Consider the following 22,075-nt stretch of genomic DNA (forward strand, 5'->3'; position numbering starts at 1 on the left):
CATCGTGCCGCCGAACTGCCTGTCTGGCTGCACAGATACAATTGGCATCGTCCACATGGCAGCCTAAAGTCAAAAACGCCTATCAGTCGCCTCGCCCTGATCGAGGACAACCTGTTGAAGCTCCACAACTAGGTCGTCCAGCATCACAGTGAACCGCGTACGTAGTATTTTGTCGTAGGCGGCATTCTGGATAGCCGGATACGGGCTCTTCACCCGCTGCACCACCGATTGCGGGATGATGTCGCGAGAAACATTCACGGATTTCGTGAAAAAAGTGTACCCGCCGAAGAGCCCTACTCGCGGGGGCGGTGCAGCACCACCTCGGTGTCACTGCTCGTGTTCATGCGATGGACTAGGCCGGCCAGCTGTTGACGCAGCTCGCGGTAGTTGTAAGTCTCACCCGTGTAGACGAGCACCAAGTCAGGTCGGCCATCCCCCTGGAGCATCCTCGGCTGGCGGCCGCCCTGGATATCGATGATTGCCAGGCGGTGGTGTCCCAGCGCCGCAGGCCCGCCGATCCAAGTCCCCTCGTCGTCCGGACCGTGGTTCGCTATGGTGGCCGTCATATCGGCAAGCTCCCTTCGCGCATCGGGACCTCCGAGGTCTCGATTGAAGTCGATCCATTCACAGATGCCGCACAGGTTATGTCGCCGCATTTGGGCGAAGCAGATATAAGGCCAGTGGGAAACCATCGAGGCAAAGTGACGGATCTAGCCCAGCTACGATCCGCATCCGACATTGTCGGACATCGGACAGCACCGCGATTCGCTGCATAGGAAGCCTGGAGTCGCGATTTCCCCTGGGGGAATCAGCGCATGAAAGGAGAGCTGGGTCGTGTCTGCCGAAATGAGAAATTGCTCCCCCTTATTGCATCACCGAGGAATGTTACCCAGCGCGATAGACGGACATGCCCTATCTCCCCCCGTTGCAGCTGAGGGAGATAGGGGCCAGCTCTTCATTCAACCCTCATGGAGGATGATCAGCCCAGCCATTTCCATGCGCCGGCCTTCACAAGCCGTGCACCATTCAGGTTCTTTTCCTTGAAGCGCGACGATCCTTGTCAGACGTCGCAACACTTGCTGCCGAGAGCACGAGCTCTTCCTCGAGCATGCCTTGATCTGCGCCTCGAACGGCTCGCACATGCTGGGTTTCAACGACTTCGCAGAGGTTGATATTCTGCAGTGACTTCGTCTCGCTGCTGCACGGCATTGACGCTGGGAGCCATGCTCGCGTGGCGCAATTGTGCTGAAGCCGGTGCCCACGGCAACGTTTCTTAACCCGCCCCAGATCCTGGCGTTTGGCTATTTCCGACATTCGTGTCCGGCTTCGGACAAAGGCCGGGTTTGCCGAACGGAGTCGCACCCAATTTCCAGTGCTGCTTGAGCAATAATATCGACCGGCATTACTGCACAACACGAAAGTTGCTGCAAAAACCGAAGTGAACCCAAGGCATCGGGTCAATTGGCATGGCGCTTGCGACTCGGTCGATAGAACGCAGTCAAAATCACGGTTGCAGACCATGCCTACCTCTCAAAGCTCGATAAAGCACGCGAGCAAAATTCCCCGTCTCCGCGGAAGCTCGTCGCCGTTAAACGTGCCTGCTCGGGGGCGGTCTTGCACAAGACCGGTCCGAGGCAACCACGCCAAGGCGCGAGGCTGCCGGAACTGTCGACCGAAGTCGATGCCGCTTCAGTTTAACCGAAAAATGCACCGTACCACTTTGGCCTGGAAGCAAATCAATGACCTATAGAAAGAACGTTCCTCTCGTGACCTTTCGCACGCGTGTTCGCGATGAGTCGATCGGGGGGCCAAATCCTTATCAGTGGGAGAACAAGACCTCCGACGATTATTTCGGGGGCAAGCGCATCATCCTGTTCTCGCTGCCTGGCGCCTTCACCCCGACCTGCTCGACCTTCCAACTGCCCGATTTCGAAAAACTCTATGATCAATTTCTGGAACTGCGAATTGACGCGATCTACTGCGTCTCGGTCAACGATGCTTTCGTCATGAATGCGTGGGGAAAGTCCTTGGGGCTGCAGAAGATCGAGCTGATCCCAGACGGGTCGGGCGAGTTCACGCGCAAAATGGGCATGCTGGTCGCGAAGGACAATCTGGGCTTTGGCATGCGCTCCTGGCGATACGCCGCTCTGATCGACGATGGCGTGGTGGAGCAGTGGTTCGAGGAGGAAGGCTTCTGTGACAACTGCGAGACGGACCCCTATGGCGTTTCATCCCCGCAAAACGTTCTCGACAAATTGAAGGCGGCGGCATGACCCAGAAGTGGAAAGTCTCACACAACCCAAGCACACACTAGAGCCTCCTCGGCAGATCACGGTTCAACATGCATCTCTCAGCAAGCCTGCTTCAACGCCAGAAGCAACGTATGGTCTTATCGCCTCAAGCCATTGAAGCTATTCGCTTGCTGCGATTGACGCATACTGAACTCCATCAGCTCGTGCAGCAGGCACTCGAGAAGAACCCCGTTTTGAAGCCTGACCCGTTTGACGACGATTCGCCGCTGCCAGGGGTGGATCAGCGGAGCAGTCAAAGCAGAAGCGAAATCGGCGAATCGCCCATTGGCGGGCCGTCTGGCGGGCGCGGGCAATGGAAGTCGCAACGCAGTAGCGGCAACGATCGACCTGCCGTCGAGGAGTTTACCGCCCACACCGAAACATTGCACGACCATGTCGCCCGCCAGGTCGCCCTCAACCCGTTCACCCCCCAGGAGCGGCTGATTGCCGGACAGCTCGCCGCTCATCTGGAGGACACTGGCTATCTTCAGGTAAACCTTTTCGATCTGGCCAGGACGTTAAACGTTCGGCAAGCTGATGTGGAACGGGTCATCGGAATCTTGCAGCAATTTGATCCGCCGGGCATTTTTGCGCGAACTCTCAGCGAATGCCTGGAGATTCAGCTGCGCCAGCAAGACCGGTTCGACCCGGCTATGGCAGCTTTGGTCGCCAATCTCGAGATGCTTGCACGGGGGGATTTTCAGGGATTGAAGCAGCGTTGCGGAGTCGACGAGGAGGATCTCCTCGACATGAGGAACGAAATCCGCGCGCTCGATCCCAAGCCTGGAGACCGGTTCCAGTCCGGGACGCCGGAAACCATCGTACCGGACGTCTGGGTAATGCCCAAGTCCGAAGGTGGATGGCGGGTGGAGCTTGATCCGGCCACGCTGCCCAAAGTGTTGATCAACCACACCTATGTCGCCGAAATCTCGCAGCTGACCAAGCAAAATCCGGAAGGCAAAGCGTTTCTCGACAATTGCCAGGAAAAAGGGAACTGGCTGATCAGCAGTCTCAAGCAGCGCGCTAAGACGATCCTTAAGGTTGCGACCGAAATCGTGCGCCAGCAGGATGCCTTTTTTACACACGGCGCCGCCCATCTGCGGCCTCTCTGTCTCAAAAATGTCGCTGACGAGATCGGCATGCACGAGTCGACGGTAAGCCGGGTGACTTCGAACAGGTACATGTTGACTCCGCGCGGGGTGTTCGAGCTGAAGTATTTTTTCGCTGCGCCAATCGCATCCTGCGAGGGCGGCGATGCGCACTCCGCCAAAGCTGTCTGCCATCGGATCAAGGCAATCATAGCCGAAGAATCGCTCGACAAGGTACATTCCGACGAAGACATCGTTGCTCAACTCAAGGAGACCGGCATCGATGTCGCTCGCCGTACCGTCACCAAATATCGCGAGGCGATGAACATCCCTTCCTCCATACGACGGCGCCGCGATAAGCGTTTGTCCGCAGCTGCGATCAAGCGAAGTGACTAACCGACATTCGTGGTCGGCGAGAGGCGACTCTCAACTTCCTCCGGGCCGAAGCAGCTTTCGAAGTCATGGCATTCCCCGCAACTGGGTGCTGTGCATGACGAAAAGCCTTCGGCCTCACACAGCTTGCGGTAAAAGTACTTTTTCCATTTCATGTTTTCTGTGTTGCCTGCCGCCAGCGCGGGAAAATGTCTGGCAAGCAGGCGGCTGAGCTCAGCGCGATTTGAGAGGCCAAGATCCCGCCAAAGATGGTCCATGCGCATCGCACGCCGGGCGATGATCTTGGCCAAGCGGGCGCTCGCCGGGTCGGCCGGCGCAGCATGCGCTAGCAGCAGCCGGCGTAGCAGTTCCTCTTCCAGTTCCGGCTCGGGCTCGCTCAACTCCTCCAAAGCGAATACGCTGCTGGAGGTAGACGGGAAAGTTGCGGCCAAGACATCACGCAATTCGACAGACGAAAGGCCTGTCCCCTCCGTCGCCAACACCTCGCCCGCCTGGACCTCCTCAAGCGAACGTGAATGTACGCAGGGCAGCACATGCTGATCGAAGCTCCTCCCTAGCTCGGACCCACGCCATTGCGCGCTGGATAGGCAGCCATCATCGTAACGGCCGGCTTCAGCTTCCGGCATGACAAAGCGCCTTGTTGACCGCAGGGATGATCTTGTCGCCCCAGAGCTCGATCTGGCGCAGCATCGTCTTTTGGTCGAAGTCGCCCAATTGAGTCTGAACTGCGATCTGGTCCGGTTTCAAGATATCGATCTCTTCCAGCAGGCGATCAATCACGCGATTTACGCTGCCAATCGGCAAATTTTTGCGCATGGTCTCGAAGGACAGATCCTGCTGGGTCGGTGTCTCCTGCAGCAGGTAGCCATCGTGGCTCTGTTGGCGACGCTGATGCAGGGCTTCAGAAAGCCGGCGCTGGAAGCGGGCATTGTCGAGATAGCTGTTGATCTCCAACTCGTCGTGGCTGGCATAGCAGCAGCGCAGCAGCGATATCTTGACGTCGGTGACGTTCTTTTCCTCGGATGCCGCCGCCCTCTCGACTGATTCACGCAGTGTGGTCAAAGTCTCTAAGCCGTCGTGGAAGGCTGTGACAAAAAAATTGTGCCCCTCGCGGTAGGCCCGAGCCATCCGTGCGGCTCCGCCAGCGATCCAGATAGGCGGCGTCGGCTGCTGGACTGTGCGGACCGAAATCGCTGTTGGGGGGATCTTCTCATACTGGCCGTCGTGTTCGAAGACGTTTTGGTTGAGGCCCTTGAGAATGATGTCCAGGTATTCCGAAAAGACGGCCGGCGCCTCATCGATGTCCACGCCGAACCGTTCGAACTCGAACTGCTGGTATCCCAAGCCTACGCCGAGCTCGAGACGGCCGTTCGCAACGATGTCGGCGAAGCCGATCTCGGACAGCAGGCGCTGCGGTTGGTAAAGCGGCAGCACGCAGACGGCAGTGCCCAGGCGAATCGTGCTTGTCAAGCCGCCGCAGTGCGCCACCATCATCAGCGGGGATGGTATGAGGCTGTAATTGTTGAAGTGGTGCTCAGCAAACCACGCGGTGTTGAACCCAGCCTGCTCCGAAGCGACGGCCTGTTCGATGGAGTTGCGGATGACGCTTTCTGAGGATTGGTGATAGCCACGCTGGGCGGCCAGAATGAAAGTGGCAAATTCCATGATTTCTCCTCGTTATAGACACGTCAGCCGACCGGGAATGTGCTCGGCATGCGCATGCTTGGATCTCAAGCACCTCAGGTGCGTCGTGGAGCCGAGGCTTCATAATGCTCGGCCGGTCGCCCTGCGAAGGCCTGGCAATTAACCTGCGGCCTCCGCAAAACATTCGTCATAGAGCTCGCTGGCGTTTCCCGCATCACCGAACGAGGTCCAGCCGCCGTCCACGTAGAGGATCGAGCCGTTGATGTATGAGGCGTCAGACGAAGCAAGGAAGAACGATGCATCTGCGACGTCTTCTGGCCGTCCCATCCTGCCCATGGGGATGCGTCGTCCGATTGCTGTCAGGTCGATGCGGCCGGCTTTGGCCAACTGAGCAAGTGCGGGCGTGCGGATGTGGCCAGGAGCGACGGTGGCTGTCCGAATTCCGACCGGCCCGAGTTCGGCCGCCATGCAACGGGTCAGCATATCCATCCCCGCCTTGGAGGCGCCGTAGGCATGGCGCGGCGCGAACGGCAGAAAGCTGTCGATCGACCCGAGATTGAGGATCACGCCGCCCGGGCGCATAGCCTTGATCGCTTCGCGCGCGCAGGTGAAGGCGCCGGTAAGGTTGACATCCAGGACGTGTTCGAGCTGTTTCGACAGTTGCTCGATCGCAGGCACAATCCTGTCGGCGGTATCAGCACTATTGACCAGAACATCGATATACCCGAAGCGTCCCCTCAGTTCTTCGAACATCGACACCACATCGCTCTCGACGGCCACGTCCAGCGATTTCGCCAGATGCTTGCCGGGGAGCGATGTAGCCAGCTCTGCCGCTGCAGTGCCATCTTTATCAGCAATCACGACGGTGTCGCCGTTCGCGGCAAAGCGGCGAGCGACGGCCGCGCCAATGCTTTTTGCGCCACCGGTGACGAGCACGATTCGCGCATCTGTGCATTCGGCCGGACAGGAGAGCTCGGCTTGGAGCGCACCATCCACCGGCGGGTGAGCATCCCCCGGCTGGTTGAATGACATCCAGCCTCCGTCGACTGCCAGCACCGAGCCGGTGATGTAGCGCGCCTGCGTGCTGCTCAGAAAACGCACGACCCTGGCGATCTCGTCGGGGCGAGCCAAGCGCCCCATCGGCACGCGGCGGCGTATCGCCGCGAGGTCCATTTTGCCAGCGCGTGCCAGTTCTGTGACCATTGGGGTGCGGACGGAGCCCGGCGCCACCGCCGTGACGCGGATTCCTCGCATAGCCCACTCGCATGCAAGGGACTTTGTCAACGAGATCACGCCAGCTTTCGAGGCTGCGTAGGCGTTGCGCCTGGGATTGCCGACCACGCCCGCCATCGAAGCCACATTGACGATCGCACCGCCCGGCTTCATGCGCCGCGCCGCTTCCCGGGCCATAACGAATGGCCCAATAAGGTTCACTGTCACGCCGCGTCGGAAGGTATCGACAGCGGTGTCGATGATCCTATCCATCGTGGGTCCAACCGCCGCATTGTTGATGAGGACATCGATTTGCGCGAACCGTGCTTCGACCTGGCCGAAAAGTGAGAGCATGTCCTTCTCTCGCGACACATCGCACTCCAGACCGACGTGCGGCGACCCGAGATCCCGAGCCAGTTCAACCACACCACTGCCCGGAAGGTCCACCGCAACTACAGTGTCTCCGTCCGCGGCAAGGATATCGACCAGGGCACGGCCGATCCCGCCCGCAGCGCCTGTGATGATTACGGTGCGTGCTGCCAGTTTCACGAGAGCTTCTCCACGATGACCGCTTGTGATCTCAGCCCATCAACCTTGGGCGGAATGAAGGGCCGAGCCAAATCGTTGCAGTGACCGCCAGTCGCGGCCCCACACAGATGTCGTTCCCGTAGGGCGCTCATCCTCCATTCCTACCCACTTATGCAGCTCCCAGTTGGGGACCCTCGACGCCATCTTGGTCGGTGGGGATGTGACCCTTGAGCAACTGGTAGATGGGATCGTCTGGATGTGGTGCTCCAATCGGCTGTCGCCGGCCGAACCTATCTGCCTCAAGAATCGCTGGCGGGATTTGCTCCTCAACCCAATCGTAGACGACTGTCCGTTCCGCAATTCGCCACTCGTCCTGCCTCTTCTGAAACAGATCGCAGTAACGGCCGCAAAGCAGCGTCTGACGTATTTCTTGGTCTGTATCCGGTCCGCGTTGCAGCGCGGTGAAATAGCTCTCGACCGCGGCCTCTGCTGAACTGATGAAGTCGATCAGGCTGTTCGTGATTTGATGGATGTTACGGTGCCCCGGCAGACCGAGAGCAAATTGGATGAAGTCCTCTGCCGGTCCGCAATAGGGACCGTGCCTGTCATACGCTTCGGGCCAGTATGCGCTACGCAGCGCCGCCTCATCGGCGCGGTCTATCCCGCGGCAGTACCGATACAGGCAGTTGCGGATCGCCTCTCGGTCACGCAGTTCGGTAATTTTCGCGTGGTCGACAGGGTCTGTCGCGAATTGTATGATTGTTTTGTCCTTCCCGATGCCAGTCTGCACTTTGCGTGTGTCTCTCTCTACAACTGAGTTAGCGGGGGGCTCGTCAACTTCCAGAGCTTGTTCGGGGCAGGCTCGTACCCCTTTTGAGGCAAGCAGTTGCTCCCCATCGGCAACATCAATATCACCGGGCAAGATGTAGCCGGCGTCATCAAGCTTGAAGACTCTCGGCGCCCGCGCCCAGCAGCGCGCATGACCCTGGCATCTGGCTTTATGTACGACGACACGCATAGCGAACTCCAATGTCGTTGGCTGAAACTTCAGGACCATTCCAGGATCAGATTCTCGATCCCGAACACATGGCCGCCGAAGGTGATAGGTTCAGTCCCTGTCTTGATCCGAAAGGCTGGGATGCGCGCCAGCCACTCCTCCAGGCCAATGACAATCTCCCGCCGGGCAAGGTGTGAGCCAAGACAACGATGGGGACCATAGCCAAAGGCAGCGTGCCGGTTGTCCTCGCGCGCCAGATCGATCTCATTCGGGCATTCGAATTCCGCCGGGTCACGATTGGCAATCATCGTGGCACAGGAAACATAATCTCCCTTGCGGATCGGCGCGCCTTTGAAGTCGACATCCTTCGTTGCCACTCGGATCATCTGAATGGTCGAATAGGCGCGCAGCAATTCTTCCGCAGCGACGGCAATCCGGTCAGGTTCGCTTCGTAGCAATTCCTGATCTTTGGGGTTGCGCGCGAGATGGGCCAAGTCGAAGCATATGGCTGCTGAGACCGTGTCGAGTCCCGCGACGAACACAAGCACGCCGATGCCACGGACTTCTTCGTCACTGAGCAGACGACCCTCGACCTTTGCCTTCACGATGAAGGTCATGAAATCATCGACCGGCTCCTTGCGGCGCTCGGTGGCAAGTTCGTCGATGAAGGCCACGATCGTCCGGGCTGCGGGTGGTCGTTGCTCCTTATCGCCGTGGAGCAGATCTCTAGCCCAGCCGACAAATGTTTCTAGTCCGTTGTCCGAAAGCCCAATAAAGCGAAGGAAGATATTGACCGCGAACGGAACTGCAAAATCCTTCATGATGTCGCAGCTCGTGCCTGATGCGGCGATCCTGTCGATCAGCTTGATCGCTCGTTCCCGGACAGCCGGCTCCAATGCCATTACCCGCTTTGGCGAAAGCAGCGGATTGAGCAGTGAGCGAAAAACACCGTGGAATGGCGGATCGAGCTCAAGCGGGATCATCGGCCAGCTCTCGCCGAGCACAGAGGCGAAGATGCTGCGATGGCTGGAAAACGTTTCGGTGTCCTGCAGCACCCGGCGCTGGTCGCTCGCGCGAGTGATGACCCAGGTACCCCGACCGTCGCGCGTGTTGCTGGTTGAATAAAAGATCGGAGGCCCGGCATGAACGCAAGCAACCGCTGCATGCGGATCCCCGTTAGCCGTCGGCAACATGCCGGGCGACGTAAACAGGTTGAAGTCCCTCACCATTTCGGGCGGGACATGATCTGGAACCGGCCGCGATTTAACCGCGCCAGAATCGAGAGACCGTTCATGAGATGCTGTCGGCATTTGCATGCAATCGTCGGTGCAAGCTCCGTGCCGAATTCGTCTTTCGATAATCCTTGCCGTTTGCTGGGCAACAGGTGGCGCCTGCGCTGACTTGCTGGTCGGGATTGCAACATTCTTGTCCAGCGTCGGACACAGAATGTAGAATGCTAGACAGCGACTTGGAGCAACTCAACTGGTGGGATCGCTAGCCGATCATGTGCCCGGGGAGCATCCAGTTCGAAAGCTTGCGCTAAGCGGCTTGGTGACTTGGCCGAGGTCACCAGGTGGAAACGACCAACACTTGGGGTGAGCCTAGTGGCGCTCCCCTCGATGATGTCTGGCGGGGTGGTTAGCCGCCTCCGTAGGACAAGATCAGTCTACACGAATGGACTATAGCCTCTCCTCGCATGCCTCATTGGCCGTCCTTCAGAGCCGGCCACACGAGCTTTTGTCTTTCAGCAGGGCGTTTTTCTCGCCAGCTACAGAGCCACACCGACGCCATTAATGAGCGTCCAGTCGACGGGTTGGATGGCCCTGTCCATCTTGCCCAGCACCTTGGCTTAGCATTTGCCGGTGCGGCGGAAGCCTTCAAGACGCAGTTCTTGACCTTCTCCAGATCAGCCTCGGATGGATATCGGCAAGGGTTCAGCTCGTCCTTTTGAACTTGCGCATCTTCGTGTTGGCCAACCCCAGGCCGCCCGACATATTTGCGGTCTATCCGGCACCTCAACTTCGAACAACCTTGCGGCAAGCTCTTGGGATAGCCCACGCTCGTGCCTCCACCACCCGCTCAGCAGAGCCAGATTTGTCGTTGATGGCACGGAACTTGCGGAGTCATTCGCAGATGCGTCACGGACCGAGAGTGTCGTCCCATGAATTCGATCACCAAAAAGGCCGCCCGACGTTGCTGGGACCGCCTGCAATTACCTTATCCCAGAATTGGGAGCAACGGCTTCAAAAGGGATAACTCATCACCTCAATTTTGTCGATCGCGCGGCCATCGAACCGCAGCCATCGATCAGACTTCCGCCTCGTTGCACTCATTGCGACCGCCTTGGTGCTTGCGACAACCGCTCAATTCTGGCTGCCAGGATAACCACATATGGCGACGGAACTTCCTGCTTCAAAGCAATATAGAGATCGTCGATCATCCCCCCATCAAGGCCTCGATCGAGGACACCGCGTTCGGCTTGCTTGGTTCGCAGTGAACAGACCGCACTTCGACGAATGCGATCGATGCGACCGCGCCGAGAACTCTCCCGCATTGTCGACGGTTGGGTCCGTCGGCCCTCCGATGAGGCCTCGGATGCGTCGGGCTCCGAGGCCTCGACTGATGCCGACTGGCCGCCGCCGGAAGGTCTCGCGGCTTTGATCCCCGGCGATGTAGCCACCCCTGCTGCAACAGCTCCTAGCCGGAGAACTCATTCATGACCGAATCGGCGACAGATTTAGTGGACGCGGCTTTGTTCGACCGAGATCGGCTTGACCCAGAAAGTCCCTATCAACGTTCTGGCCCTGCATGGGGTGCCATCATTTCGCTTTCCTTCGGCACCTTCGGGCTTGTGACGGCAGAGTTTCTGCCCGCCAGCGTTCTGACACCGCTCGCGCATGATCTCCGTATCACCACGGGCACGGCTGGACAGGCGCTAACAGCGGCCGCAATCGTCGCGGCGATCTCGGCACCGATAATCGCCATCGTGACAAAGCGTCTGGACCGCAGGGTCGTCATCTGGGCGATGACGCTCCTGCTGATCCTGTCGAACGTTCTGGCGGAGGTTGCGGGGTCGCTGCCGGTTTTGCTGGCGGCACGCGTCGTCCTTGGCATATCGCTTGGTGGTTTTTGGTCAATTTCGGCAGCGTTGGCGATGCGGCTGGTTCCAAGTCACCTCATGCCGCGCGCCATGTCGGTCATCCTCACCGGCGTTTCTGTCGCCTCCGTCTGCGCGGCTCCAATCGGCGCTTATGTCGGTGACATTTGGGGATGGCGAGCCTCGTTCAAGGTCGCCGCAATCGTGAGTGCCGTTGCGCTGCTCGTGCAACTCGTAACCATTCCGCCACTGCCTCCGATCGAAGTGCGCAGATTCCGCAGTCCGCTGGATGTCGCGAAGAATCCGGCGATGAAGGTTGCGGTGCTAGTCGTGCTATTGGTCGCTTCCGGCCATTTTGCCAGCTTCGCCTACATCCGCGCCTTTCTCGAGAGCGTTCCTGCGCTCGACAAGAAGTCAATCCCGCTCGTGTTCCTTGCTTTTGGCACGGCCGGCGTCTTCGGCAATTTAGCCGGCGCATTCCTCACCAAACACAGTCTCAAGGCGGTCGCGGCCCTGCCGCCCCTGCTCATTGCCGTAGCCGCTGTCTCGCTCCTGACCATGAGAGCATCGGCCTTGACCTCGGCAATTGCAGTTGCCGTATGGGGCTTTGCTTTTGGCGCGGTCCCGGTCGGATTGCAGACATGGATGGTGCTACGCGCCGCTCCGAAACAGGCCGAGAGCGCTGGTGTACTGATGGTCATAACCTTCCAAGTGGCCATCGCAGCCGGCACAACTTGCGGTGGCCTATTGGTGGATCACACGGGTATTGCCAGTGTCTTTGTCTACAGCGCGGTTGCCACGTTCCTCGCTGTCTTGACAGTATTTTTGCTCGGCCCGAACCGCAAAACCTGACCGCCTGGTGGGGAGTGACGGTCGGCGGCGTTCACGCTATTGTCACCTCTGAGCTCGGCCCAAAGGCCGCGGCTTCGTCGTAACCATGCGGTCGATGGGGCAGCGCCAAATTGCTTCCTGCTCATCGCGTTGCGATAATACAGCGCGCTTATTGCGTCATCGTGTCCCCGGTCTCGGCTTCAATGCCCGGCTACTGGCTGCGGAGGCAGATGGGCGCCGGCGTCCCACCGACGACGATCGGTCTTTTCTCATGTAGCTGTCGGGGAAACGAGGCAGGTTTTCCGCCAGAACCCGCCAGTCGTCGCGCTCGCGTTCGCCTTCCTTGCGCGCACCGAACAACTGGATGATGATCTTGCCGTCGGACCCATATGCTTCGAGCGAGGTGACGTGACTGTCATTGGTCGGCTTGCGCACGGCCCAAACCTCACGGATTTGGTGGGTCCTGAGATGCAGCCGGAACGTTTCGTCCAGCACATGGATGCACGGCCCGATCTGCTTGACCGACTTGATTAAGCCGGAATGGGTCTGGATAGAACCTCGGTTGCCGACGAAGCACATGATCGGCAATTCGTCTTCGGCCGCACGCTGGAGCACGGCGCCAACTGCGGCATTGTCGAGCAGCCAAGCGTAATCCTGGCCGACCATGCGCAAAGCCTGGCAGCGGCTGAGCTTGAGCGTCTTTAGAAGGTTGACGTCAGTCAGCCGGCTCCAGTACTCGCGTAGGTCGTCCACCGTGCCGGCCCAGTCCGCAGTCCTCGCGCCCAGGTCGGCTACTCTCGCCTTAAGCGACATGGTCGGCTCCTGGTTGGCGGATACGAGCTCGGCCACCAGCTTTCGATAGGCATGAAGGTTGGAGACCGGCCTGAGATGCACCTTATGCACTGCTGCGCCGGCGGCGTCGAAGAATTGCAAACTGCGCTGGATTCCGCCGCGATGGCGCCTTTCAACAGCGAAACCATACCTCCAAGCCTGCGGGAAGACGCGAAGGTCGAATTCGTCACCAAGGACCATGGCGTGATTGTTGCCGGTTATCACTCTGTTGAAGACGCCAATCTTTTCGTGCACGGCACCTTGATTGCGGGTCAGCGCCGTCACTTCGCCCACGAATTCGAGGCCCGTCAGAAGGTGATTGACGCGCGGGTCGATGCGTGCCGCGCCGAAACCGCAATGGGCCGCGACCAGTTCCGCTTCCGAAATGGCCAATTGGGCGGCGAAATCACGCGCGGGAATGTTCGGACAGACTTCCCACGCACGCCGGATTTCGTTGGGCGACCGCTTCTTGCGCTGATCCATGTTTTTACCCCTGCCCCGTTCTTCTTTTGACGATCGATCGAAAAACGGGCCTCAGGGATGTGCACGGCGGACGCGATCGATCGTCAGGCACATGCCAGTCGAATCCTGTCTCCGGGCGGTCAGCGGCCAATCGCCGGTAGCGAGCGATTGTTGGGTGGTCGGCGCCAATCGGCCGATCGAGCATTCGGGTACCACCGGCGGTGCTGCTTTCCCACCAAGGCGGGTCTGATGGATCATATTGCTTTCCTTCGTTCTTCGATTGCGAGGGCAACCCAAAGGTGAATCGGCCGGCAATTTTGCCGCCGCAACGAAGGCTTCACAAAAATCGTGCCAGTTGCTCCGCGGCAAGCTCTGAACATCTTTGGCTCTGTTCATTGCTTTACGCGTGAGTGCATCGCGAACTCAGGCGCCCTTCCTGTGACGCGGACGCGACAAACCCGACAGTAAGTGTCGGTTGTCGGACGTCTCCCCAGCAATCGAGCATAAGAGACGTCGGGATGTCCTACGGTTTTTGACACGTCTTCCCTTTGGCACGGTCCATGCGAGATGATCCACGAAAACGCCGGACCGAGGAGAAATCGAGCCATGATTACGCTCACCGACAACGCTGTTGCCGCCATCAAGGCCGCTCTTTACCGCGCCAGCGAGCCGGCGGAAGGATTTCGCATCATGGTCCATGCCGGCGGCTGCGCCGGCTTCCAATACTCAATGGGCCTGGAGAGCGTCTCACGTGAGGGCGATGCGATCATCGAGCGAGATGGGCTCAAGGTGTTCATGGATAGAGGCTCCCAACCCCATGCCGCCGGCATGACCGTGGACTTCGTCACTGGGCTCGAAACATCCGGCTTTGTTTTCGATAACCCCAATGCGCGTGAGACGTGCGGCTGCGGCAAGTCCTGCAAATGATTGCGAGGGAACAGGCTATGTTCGACTATAGCGACGCCAAGGAATACTGCGTCGAACCGGTAACCGCCGGCGCTCTGGAACCGGCCGACACGCACTGTCGGCCCGGAACAATTGCGTTCGGTGATGCACCAAATCGCGATCATCGATCGTTGCCGTGGGCAAGCAAACAAAATTGCCCGAAACAGCTGAATTCCCGGCGGATGCCGCCACCAAAGGGCAATGTCGACAGCGACCGGTCAGCCAAGCCATCGCTCCCCCGGCCGCCCACCTTACCAGATACGATATGCGCCAGAGGTTCAATGGCCCGACTACCCTTGAATCATTTCAGCAGTTGAAGGATCACTCCCATGAACCCTGTCTATCTCGACAACAACGCAACGACGCGGGTTGATCCTGCAGTCGTTGGAGCGATGTTGCCTTTCTTTACGGAGCAATTTGGCAATCATTCGTCCATGCACGCCTATGGCGCATCGGTTGCTGAAGCCGTGAGAAAGGCGAGGCAACAGTTGCAAGCCCTCATCGGCGCGGGATTCGAGGACGAGATCATCTTCACCTCGGGCGGGACTGAAAGCGACAGTACAGCCATCCTTTCGGCGCTGGAGGTGATGCCCGACCGAACGGAAATAGTGACTTCCGCGGTTGAACATCCGGCCGTTCTGAAGTTGTGCGCGCACCTTGAGAAGACGCGCGGCGTCAAGGTGCACATTATCCCAGTCGATCACTACGGCCGGCTCGACCTGGACGCCTACAGAACCGCCCTCACCCCACAAGTGGCAATCGTCTCGATAATGTGGGCGAACAATGAGACCGGTACGATCTTTCCCGTGGTTAAGCTTGCCGATCTAGCCAGGGAAGTCGGCGCGCTTTTCCACACTGATGCAGTGCAGGCGGTCGGAAGGCTTCCGATTGAGCTGAAATCGACCGCGATCGACATGCTGTCGCTCTCCGCCCACAAGCTGCATGGTCCAAAGGGGATAGGCGCGCTTTATGTAAGACGTGGCGTGCGCTTCTCCTCCATGATCAAGGGTGGGCACCAAGAGCGCGACCGGCGTGCAGGCACTGAAAACACACCCGGCATAGTCGGACTGGGCATGGCGGCCGAACTCGCCTTGAAATTCATGGACGAGACAAAACGAATAAAATGGTTGCGCGACCGCCTTGAGAACGGGATCATCCAGCGCATCCCAAACACATCCATCAACGGCGATCCGCAAGAGCGATTGCCAAACACTGCAAACATTGGATTCGAAGGTATCGAAGGCGATGCAATTCCAATTGTCCTGAGCCGGCTGGGAATCGCCTGTTCCGCCGGGTCCGCCTGTGCCTCTGGCTCACTGGAACCGAGCCATGTTCTGATCGCTATGAACGCGGCATGTGGGGCAGTCCGCTTCTCCTTGTCGCGTGACAACGGCGAAGATGACGTAGACCGCGTGCTTGAGGTCCTGCCTGCGATCACCGAGAAGCTACGGGCCGTTCCCAGTGCTGGACTGTGCGGGCGAGGTGCAGAACAGCTTCATTCCGGCCCGGGTCCGAGCGGCACAATAGCCGACGAGCCGTGAGGTCTTCCTCAACGTGACGACCCTGCGCAAGGAGAGCAGTTAAACTCGGGGTCGCCTTCACCACTTCAGAAAAGCTTGAGATCGCCAAGTCTCTTGCCCAGCCGCCGTGCCAGAGGTCGGCACGCCGTCAGCAATGTCACCAATGCATCGACACCACAATTTCGCGCCGGGAGAATACAATGAACTGCTCCGCTGATAGCCGCCCGATCGATCGCACCGATATCCTAGCGCGACTGAAGGGCCTGTCGGCCGCGGAGGACTTCTTCGCCTGCCTTGACGTCTCCTACGACCCGAAAGTGATGAATGTCTCGCGGCTCCATATCATGAAGCGCGTGGGCCAATACCTTGCCGAAGAAGATTTCTCCGGTCTGCCTAACCAGGTAATCGCCGCGCGGGTGCGCGCCAAGCTGGAACGCGCCTACGAAGATTTCGCGACTTCCTCGCCGCTCACGCAACGTGTGTTCAAGGTGCTAAGGGACCACGATCCAAACATATGTCCCGCACCTGGCCGCGCCTTCGTCCCGCTCGACTCTGCACTGAAGCGGTTCGGAAAGTAATGAGCCCGACACGGCTGCGACGCGACAATGTCGAGAAGTCGACAAATCCAGTCCTCATGACGCCTCCTCGGAAGCAAACGAAGCCACCTTCTGGAATAGAGGCAGGAAGACGACTTGGCATGAACGATGCAGGCAATGAGGTGAACCGCCAAGCACGAATCCGGACTGGGAGCTTAGAGAAACCGCCAATGCATATCGTAGTCTGCATCAAGCAGGTGCCGGATTCGGCACAGATCCGCGTGCACCCGGTGACGAACACGATCATGCGTCAGGGTGTTCCGACCATCATCAATCCTTACGACCTGTTCGCCCTCGAAGAAGCGCTCAAACTGCGCGACGTTCATGGTGGCGAGGTTACTGTGCTCACAATGGGTCCGCCCATGGCGGAGGACTCGCTGCGAAAGGCGCTCGGTTACGGTGCTGACCGAGCAGTTCTCTTGACGGACCGCTATTTTGCCGGATCCGATACGCTGGCGACTTCCTTTGCTCTTTCGCAAGCAATCGCAAAAATTGGGGAGACTTTCGGCAGGCCGGACATCGTCTTCACCGGCAAGCAGACGATTGACGGCGATACCGCCCAGGTCGGACCGGGCATAGCCAAGCGCCTAGATTTATCGCAACTTACCTATGTCGCGAAGATTGCCTCCATCGATCTCGATACGCGAGAGATCGAAGTCGCTCGTCGCGCCGAAGGCGGCACCCAGTTGCTGAAGAGCAGACTCCCTTGCCTCATTACCATGCTGGAAGACACCAACGAAATCCGCCGGGGCTCGCTCCAGCAGGCTCTGTGCGCGGCGCGCAGCCAAGTCGTGAAGTGGACTGCAGCCGACGCCGGCATTGACGATCTCACCCGGTGCGGTCTGCGTGGCTCGCCTACAGTCGTCAAGCGTGTTTTCGCCCCCACCGCACGGGCAGAAAGGGCGGCGCAGATCGACACCGCGGAAAGGGGCTTGCAGGACATAGCCGATGAACTCATCGCCGATATCTTAACCCGCCGGCCGGCGCTGGAACATGAGCTGGCCTTCAACAGCGGCACGTGACGGCCAGGAGCAGAAAATGTCGACCGCAAGCCAAACTACCCCTCGCATTGCCCCCGGCCGTGCCGGTGTAAAGAAAGAACTTCCCGACCGTTTCAAAGACTACCGGCACGTGTGGGTCTTCCTCGAGCTCGAACGCGGCAATGTGCATCCTGTATCATTCGAACTGCTGGGCGAAGGCCGCAAATTAGCCGACAAGCTTGAAGTCCAGCTCGCGGGCGTCGTGCTGGGACCGCCGGGCGAGATGGTCGAGGACGCTGTTGCCGAGGCCTTCGCTTACGGGGCGGATCTTGTCTACATCGTCGATGCGCCGCCGCTCGCCGACTACCGGAACGAGCCGTTCGCCAAGGCGCTCACGGATCTGGTCAATACCCATAAACCCGAAATCCTCCTTCTCGGCGCGACCACACTGGGCAGGGATCTTGCAGGCTCGGTAGCGACGACCCTGCAGACGGGGCTCACGGCCGACTGCACCGAACTTGATGTAGATTCCGACGGTTCACTCGCCGCGACCCGTCCGACTTTTGGTGGCTCATTGTTGTGTACGATCTATACACTAAATTACCGGCCGCAAATGGCGACGGTGCGACCAAGGGTCATGCCTATGCCGCAACGGGTGGATAAGCCGGTCGGGCGTGTCATGCGGCACAAGCTGTCGCTCGTTGAGGACGATATCGTCACCAAAGTCCTCGGCTTCCTACCGGATAACCAGTCGGCAATGGCAAATCTTGCCTATGCGGATGTCGTGGTTGCGGGAGGCCTCGGTCTCGGAGCGGCGGAGAACCTTCAGCTTGTGAAGAATCTTGCCCGAGCGATCGGCGCCGAGCATGGCTGTTCGCGCCCCTTGGTCCAGAAGGGCTGGATGCCGGCTGATCGACAGATTGGACAAACTGGCAAGACCATTCGACCGAAGCTTTACATCGCGGCCGGAATTTCCGGCGCCATCCAGCACCGAGTTGGGGTCGAGGGGGCCGATCTCATCGTCGCGATCAACACCGATCCGAACGCGCCGATTTTCGAGTTCGCCCACCTCGGGATCGTCACGGATGCAATCCGCTTCCTGCCCGCACTGACGGAAGCCTTCACCCGGCGGCTGTCGCCGCACAGTCGAGACAAGCTTGCGAGTTGAGGGAGAGGACATGATTGAACAATTCGATGCCATTGTGGTCGGAGCCGGCATGTCTGGAAACGCAGCTGCTTACACTTTGGCAAGCCAGGGGCTGAAGGTCCTGCAGTTGGAGCGCGGGGAATATCCGGGCTCTAAGAACGTCCAGGGTGCCATAATGTACGCGAACATGCTGGAGAAGATCATCCCGGACTTCCGGGATGATGCGCCCCTCGAGCGGCACCTGGTCGAACAGCGACTTTGGGTGATGGACGACACGTCTCACACCGGAATTCATTACCGGTCGGACGACTTCAATGAGGCGAAACCCAACCGCTACACGATCATCCGCGCCCAGTTCGACAAATGGTTTTCCCGCAAGGTGCGCGAGGCTGGCGCGACGGTCCTGTGTGAGACGACCGCGACGGAACTCGTCCGTGATGGCAATGGCAAGGTGATCGGCGTCCGCACAGACCGGGCTGGCGGAGTGGTCTTCGCGAATGTGGTCGTTCTCGCAGAAGGGGTGTCGGGATTGCTTGGCACTCGCGCAGGCCTGCGCGAGATGCCGAAGCCGGAGACCGTGGCGATTGCCGTCAAGGAAATGCATTTCTTGCCCGAAGAGGTCATTGGCCAGCGGTTCGGGGTGAAGGGCGATGAAGGCTGCGTAATCGAGGCCGTGGGCACGATCTCTCGCAGCATGGCCGGGCTCGGCTTCCTTTACACCAATAAGGAGTCGATTTCACTCGGCATCGGCTGCCTGGTCTCGGATTTCGCCGCGACGATGGAGAGCCCGTCCGCCCTCCTGGATGCGATGAAAAACCATCCTTCGATCCGGCCGCTGATCGCTGGCTCGGAGGTGAAAGAATATGCCGCCCATCTTATCCCCGAAGGTGGTTACAGGGCCATTCCGCAGCTATTCGGCGACGGTTGGGTCATCGTCGGCGACGCAGCGCAACTGAACAATGCCATTCACCGTGAGGGTTCGAACCTTGCCATGACCTCGGGTCGTGTCGCGGCTGAGGCGATCATCAAAGTCAAAAGCCGCAACGGTCCTATGACCAAAGCGAACCTTGCGCTCTACAAGACGATGCTGGATGACTCCTTTGTGATCAAGGATCTTAAGAAATACAAGGACATGCCAGCCTTACTCCACACCAATTCCAGCAACTTTTTTGACAGCTATCCGCGGTTGATGTCGCATGCCGCTCAGACCTTCATGCGTGTCGACGGCACGCCGAAGATCGAGAAGGAAAAGAACACCACGGCCGCCTTCATCAACGCGCGCTCGCGCTGGGGGTTGGTCAGCGACGCGGTCCGCCTGGCATTGGCATGGCGCTGAAGAGGGTACAAGATGACGATCGCAGTGACGAAGGTTCGTGTCGAGGACAAACTTTACCAGAACCGCTATCTGGTCGATTCCGGCCGCCCCCATATCATAGTGCGACCGCACGACAAGCCAAGCGCGAACTTGCTTGCGTTGACCTACGTCTGTCCGGCGAAATGCTATGAGTTGAATGACAAGGGTCAAGTCGAGATCACCGCCGACGGCTGCATGGAATGCGGCACCTGCCGGATATTGTGCGAGAAAGGCGGCGACATCGAGTGGAACTATCCGCGCGGCGGCTTTGGTGTCCTGTTCAAGTTCGGATGATCAGCCGGTGCCAAGAGCATGCCGGCAGCGAGCAACTGCGGCACACCATGAGCCTCTCCATCCACTTGCAAAGAGCTAGTGAATATTGGGTTTCGCAATTCAAGTTTCCTCGACTTGGTAGGGGTATCCTCAGGCCACGGGGCGCCTGTGCCGGACTTACCACCGGTAACGTGGTCGAGCCCCTTTGGACAATGTCCGGCCATCGTGCCGGATGGCAGCCACAACGGCCGGTGAGCAAATGGAACGGCACAATCCATGATAAAGACGTATGTGCTAGTGCATGGTGCCTGGCATGGCGGATGGTGTTGGCGGGACGTCGCCGCCAATCTTCGCAAGATGGGATGCCACGTGACCACGCCTACCCAGACAGGTGTCGGCGAACGCGCACGTTTGCTGTGCAAGGACATCACGCCCGACACATTCGTGACCGACATCGTCAACCACATTGTAACGGAAGAGCTGAGCGATGTGATCCTTGTCGGTCACAGTCTAGGCGGCATCAGCATCACCGGCGCCGCCGACCGGATACCCGACCATATCAGCCATCTCGTTTATCTCGACGGCGCCATCGTCGAGAGCGGTCAAAGTGTATTCAGCACCATGCCCCCCGACATCGTCGCCGCCCGTCGAAAATTGGTTGCGGAGGAAGGACGGGGTATCTTCATGCCGACTCCGCCGCCAACAGCATTCGGCACTCCCGAGGGACACTCGCTCACGGACTGGGTGCGGCGCCGGATAACACCGCATCCGGCAGGCACCTACGAAAGCGGACTTAAGCTCGAGCACCCGCTCGGCAACGGCAGACCCCGAACCTATGTCGTCTGCACTAATCCACTCCACCCGCCGATGGCGGGAGCGCGAGAATGGGTCGCGAAGCAGGATGGCTGGGCGTGGCAGGAACTCGCCACTGGCCACGACGCAATGATCCTCGCGCCGACGGAAGTTGCTCTCCTTCTTAGCGCTGTCGGCTGAGGAACCAAGTAGGGGGAGCGGCGGCCGATTCTCAGGCCGTGGCCTTGAGCTCTGGTGCAAGGATGTAGGCCCAACGGGTCGTTCCGGTGGCGCCACCGAAACCACTAGGCGGGAGTGGCCTGTCCTGCCGACGTCGCAAGCTTGCGAGCGTTCCGCCGCGGCCGCAGCCCGTAGCGCCGGGCAACCTCCGAGATCACCGCGTCGGCTCCAGGGTCTCGGAGATGACTCCGTGCCTTGTCGTCCATCGACCAATGCCGCCGACCAACAGCGCCGTTGATCACCCTCGAAAACGCCGAGGCTGCCGCTCAGGGTCAATCGTAAGTTCAAGTTCAGACACAAGCCGATCTCCGATCCACCTCAGAATCGGCAGGCCCACAGATCGCGGGTCCTCCTGGAAGGACACAGCGCTTACCCTTGAAATATGGAGAACCATGGCTTTGCGCCGTCGGCAGTTGAGCTGATCTCGCAATGCTATTTCCCCGGCAACGTCCGCGAGCCGGAGAACTGCGTGCTTGGCGTTCTCCTCTGGAAGGAACCAATCTTTCGGAACGTGGCAATGTCATCGACGAGCTCTCACGGGCCAGCACGATGCCGGTTCGGCGCATCGGCGCCCGCCTGAACACGAGATGGCCACTTGCGATTCTAACGATACGGCCGGACGGGGGCTGGGACCGCGGCGGACGAAGCGTGACGGCTGATCGACACAATGGAGAAGGCCGGCTGGGTTCAGGCTAATGCGGCTCGAATTCTCGGCCTCAAGCTGCGACAAGTCGGCTAGGCGATACGCCGGCATAGTATCGAGGTGAAGGAACTTCTAAGAGCCTGATGAGCCAATCGTCAGGCCAGTGGTCTTGCGCGCCCTGTGCGCGACAAGGAGTGCTTCGTGCTTCTGA

18 protein-coding genes and 4 pseudogenes are annotated in these 22,075 nt (G+C 59.3%); 13 read left to right on the forward strand and 9 right to left on the reverse strand.

Annotated features, from left to right (window positions below):
• A pseudogene (locus CK227_RS34670) lies at nt 1-132 on the forward strand (IS481 family transposase); the annotation flags it as partial.
• Between the two features lie 161 nt (nt 133-293).
• Here CK227_RS34670 and CK227_RS34675 read toward each other — a convergent pair.
• Nucleotides 294-566 carry a hypothetical protein gene (locus CK227_RS34675; RefSeq protein ID WP_199489650.1) on the reverse strand — a complete coding sequence of 91 codons (273 nt, stop codon included), beginning with the start codon at nt 564-566 and terminating at the stop codon, nt 294-296.
• Between the two features lie 1,173 nt (nt 567-1,739).
• On the opposite strand from CK227_RS34675, the gene CK227_RS34680 reads away from it, so the two are divergent.
• Complete coding sequence (locus CK227_RS34680) at nt 1,740-2,273, forward strand: peroxiredoxin (RefSeq protein WP_063169380.1); 534 nt, start codon at nt 1,740-1,742, stop codon at nt 2,271-2,273.
• A 68-nt stretch (nt 2,274-2,341) separates the two neighbouring features.
• Nucleotides 2,342-3,775, forward strand: coding sequence for an RNA polymerase factor sigma-54 (gene rpoN / locus CK227_RS34685; protein ID WP_063169381.1), 1,434 nt, complete (start codon nt 2,342-2,344; stop codon nt 3,773-3,775).
• On the opposite strand, the gene CK227_RS34690 is transcribed toward rpoN, so the two are convergent.
• From CK227_RS34690 to CK227_RS34710, 6 genes and pseudogenes are all read right to left on the reverse strand, one after another.
• Complete coding sequence (locus tag CK227_RS34690; RefSeq protein WP_063169382.1) at nt 3,772-4,398, reverse strand: nitrogen fixation protein NifQ; 627 nt, start codon at nt 4,396-4,398, stop codon at nt 3,772-3,774. The two genes, rpoN and CK227_RS34690, sit on opposite strands and share 4 nt — an antisense overlap.
• Entirely contained in the window at nt 4,385-5,437 is a 1,053-nt protein-coding gene (locus CK227_RS34695) for an LLM class flavin-dependent oxidoreductase (protein ID WP_063169383.1), read from the reverse strand. Before CK227_RS34695 ends, CK227_RS34690 begins: the two co-directional genes overlap by 14 nt.
• 138 nt (nt 5,438-5,575) lie before the next feature.
• The gene (locus tag CK227_RS34700) at nt 5,576-7,177 is read right to left on the reverse strand and encodes an SDR family oxidoreductase (protein ID WP_063169384.1); all 1,602 of its coding nucleotides are present in this window, start codon (nt 7,175-7,177) and stop codon (nt 5,576-5,578) included.
• Between the two features lie 148 nt (nt 7,178-7,325).
• On the reverse strand, nt 7,326-7,913 hold the full coding sequence (locus CK227_RS34705) for a nuclear transport factor 2 family protein (protein WP_050580531.1): 588 nt from the start codon (nt 7,911-7,913) through the stop codon (nt 7,326-7,328).
• A gap of 138 nt (nt 7,914-8,051) precedes the next feature.
• Nucleotides 8,052-8,213 (reverse strand): annotated as a pseudogene (locus tag CK227_RS37670) (ferredoxin); the annotation flags it as partial.
• Nucleotides 8,204-9,382, reverse strand: a complete 1,179-nt coding sequence (locus tag CK227_RS34710; protein ID WP_063169385.1) for a cytochrome P450 — start codon at nt 9,380-9,382, stop codon at nt 8,204-8,206. The gene CK227_RS34710 and the pseudogene CK227_RS37670, both read right to left, overlap by 10 nt.
• 1,487 nt (nt 9,383-10,869) lie before the next feature.
• Here CK227_RS34710 and CK227_RS34715 point away from each other — a divergent pair.
• Nucleotides 10,870-12,102 (forward strand): MFS transporter, encoded by a 1,233-nt coding sequence (locus CK227_RS34715; protein WP_063169386.1) that lies wholly within the window; start codon nt 10,870-10,872, stop codon nt 12,100-12,102.
• 261 nt (nt 12,103-12,363) lie between these two features.
• On the opposite strand, the pseudogene CK227_RS34720 reads toward CK227_RS34715, so the two are convergent.
• Nucleotides 12,364-13,395 (reverse strand): annotated as a pseudogene (locus tag CK227_RS34720) (ChuX/HutX family heme-like substrate-binding protein); the annotation flags it as partial.
• Between the two features lie 51 nt (nt 13,396-13,446).
• The gene (locus CK227_RS36535; protein ID WP_126066777.1) at nt 13,447-13,770 is read right to left on the reverse strand and encodes a hypothetical protein; all 324 of its coding nucleotides are present in this window, start codon (nt 13,768-13,770) and stop codon (nt 13,447-13,449) included.
• Nucleotides 13,771-13,980: 210 nt separating this feature from the next.
• Here CK227_RS36535 and CK227_RS34725 point away from each other — a divergent pair, with 210 nt between their 5' ends.
• From CK227_RS34725 to CK227_RS36545, 9 genes and pseudogenes are all read left to right on the forward strand, one after another.
• Complete coding sequence (locus CK227_RS34725) at nt 13,981-14,301, forward strand: iron-sulfur cluster assembly accessory protein (protein WP_029356570.1); 321 nt, start codon at nt 13,981-13,983, stop codon at nt 14,299-14,301.
• A 347-nt stretch (nt 14,302-14,648) separates the two neighbouring features.
• Nucleotides 14,649-15,860: a cysteine desulfurase NifS gene (nifS, locus tag CK227_RS34730; RefSeq protein WP_063169388.1), complete on the forward strand. Its 1,212-nt coding sequence runs from the start codon at nt 14,649-14,651 to the stop codon at nt 15,858-15,860.
• Between the two features lie 179 nt (nt 15,861-16,039).
• On the forward strand, nt 16,040-16,417 hold the full coding sequence (gene nifW / locus CK227_RS34735; RefSeq protein ID WP_063169389.1) for a nitrogenase stabilizing/protective protein NifW: 378 nt from the start codon (nt 16,040-16,042) through the stop codon (nt 16,415-16,417).
• A gap of 188 nt (nt 16,418-16,605) precedes the next feature.
• Nucleotides 16,606-17,457, forward strand: coding sequence for an electron transfer flavoprotein subunit beta/FixA family protein (locus CK227_RS34740; protein WP_063169390.1), 852 nt, complete (start codon nt 16,606-16,608; stop codon nt 17,455-17,457).
• A gap of 16 nt (nt 17,458-17,473) precedes the next feature.
• Nucleotides 17,474-18,583, forward strand: a complete 1,110-nt coding sequence (locus tag CK227_RS34745; RefSeq protein WP_024505237.1) for an electron transfer flavoprotein subunit alpha/FixB family protein — start codon at nt 17,474-17,476, stop codon at nt 18,581-18,583.
• Nucleotides 18,584-18,593: 10 nt separating this feature from the next.
• Nucleotides 18,594-19,898, forward strand: a complete 1,305-nt coding sequence (locus CK227_RS34750; RefSeq protein ID WP_063169391.1) for an FAD-binding protein — start codon at nt 18,594-18,596, stop codon at nt 19,896-19,898.
• A 12-nt stretch (nt 19,899-19,910) separates the two neighbouring features.
• Nucleotides 19,911-20,210 carry a ferredoxin family protein gene (locus CK227_RS34755; protein WP_024505235.1) on the forward strand — a complete coding sequence of 100 codons (300 nt, stop codon included), beginning with the start codon at nt 19,911-19,913 and terminating at the stop codon, nt 20,208-20,210.
• A 255-nt stretch (nt 20,211-20,465) separates the two neighbouring features.
• Nucleotides 20,466-21,182: an alpha/beta fold hydrolase gene (locus CK227_RS34760; RefSeq protein ID WP_063169392.1), complete on the forward strand. Its 717-nt coding sequence runs from the start codon at nt 20,466-20,468 to the stop codon at nt 21,180-21,182.
• Between the two features lie 691 nt (nt 21,183-21,873).
• Nucleotides 21,874-21,960: pseudogene (locus CK227_RS36545) on the forward strand (helix-turn-helix domain-containing protein); the annotation flags it as partial.
• Between the last annotated feature and the right edge of the window lie 115 nt (nt 21,961-22,075).

The sequence above is a fragment of the Mesorhizobium sp. WSM4308 genome, from assembly GCF_002294905.1.
GTDB lineage: Bacteria > Pseudomonadota > Alphaproteobacteria > Rhizobiales > Rhizobiaceae > Mesorhizobium.

Coding starts and splice junctions, on each gene's coding strand:
- CK227_RS34675 (WP_199489650.1), bottom strand. CDS start 566: ATGACGGCCACCATAGCGAACCACGGTCCGGACGACGAGGGGACTTGG.
- CK227_RS34680 (WP_063169380.1), top strand. CDS start 1,740: ATGACCTATAGAAAGAACGTTCCTCTCGTGACCTTTCGCACGCGTGTT.
- rpoN (WP_063169381.1), top strand. CDS start 2,342: ATGCATCTCTCAGCAAGCCTGCTTCAACGCCAGAAGCAACGTATGGTC.
- CK227_RS34690 (WP_063169382.1), bottom strand. CDS start 4,398: ATGCCGGAAGCTGAAGCCGGCCGTTACGATGATGGCTGCCTATCCAGC.
- CK227_RS34695 (WP_063169383.1), bottom strand. CDS start 5,437: ATGGAATTTGCCACTTTCATTCTGGCCGCCCAGCGTGGCTATCACCAA.
- CK227_RS34710 (WP_063169385.1), bottom strand. CDS start 9,382: ATGGTGAGGGACTTCAACCTGTTTACGTCGCCCGGCATGTTGCCGACG.
- CK227_RS34715 (WP_063169386.1), top strand. CDS start 10,870: ATGACCGAATCGGCGACAGATTTAGTGGACGCGGCTTTGTTCGACCGA.
- CK227_RS36535 (WP_126066777.1), bottom strand. CDS start 13,770: ATGAACAGAGCCAAAGATGTTCAGAGCTTGCCGCGGAGCAACTGGCAC.
- CK227_RS34725 (WP_029356570.1), top strand. CDS start 13,981: ATGATTACGCTCACCGACAACGCTGTTGCCGCCATCAAGGCCGCTCTT.
- nifS (WP_063169388.1), top strand. CDS start 14,649: ATGAACCCTGTCTATCTCGACAACAACGCAACGACGCGGGTTGATCCT.
- nifW (WP_063169389.1), top strand. CDS start 16,040: ATGAACTGCTCCGCTGATAGCCGCCCGATCGATCGCACCGATATCCTA.
- CK227_RS34740 (WP_063169390.1), top strand. CDS start 16,606: ATGCATATCGTAGTCTGCATCAAGCAGGTGCCGGATTCGGCACAGATC.
- CK227_RS34745 (WP_024505237.1), top strand. CDS start 17,474: ATGTCGACCGCAAGCCAAACTACCCCTCGCATTGCCCCCGGCCGTGCC.
- CK227_RS34750 (WP_063169391.1), top strand. CDS start 18,594: ATGATTGAACAATTCGATGCCATTGTGGTCGGAGCCGGCATGTCTGGA.
- CK227_RS34755 (WP_024505235.1), top strand. CDS start 19,911: ATGACGATCGCAGTGACGAAGGTTCGTGTCGAGGACAAACTTTACCAG.
- CK227_RS34760 (WP_063169392.1), top strand. CDS start 20,466: ATGATAAAGACGTATGTGCTAGTGCATGGTGCCTGGCATGGCGGATGG.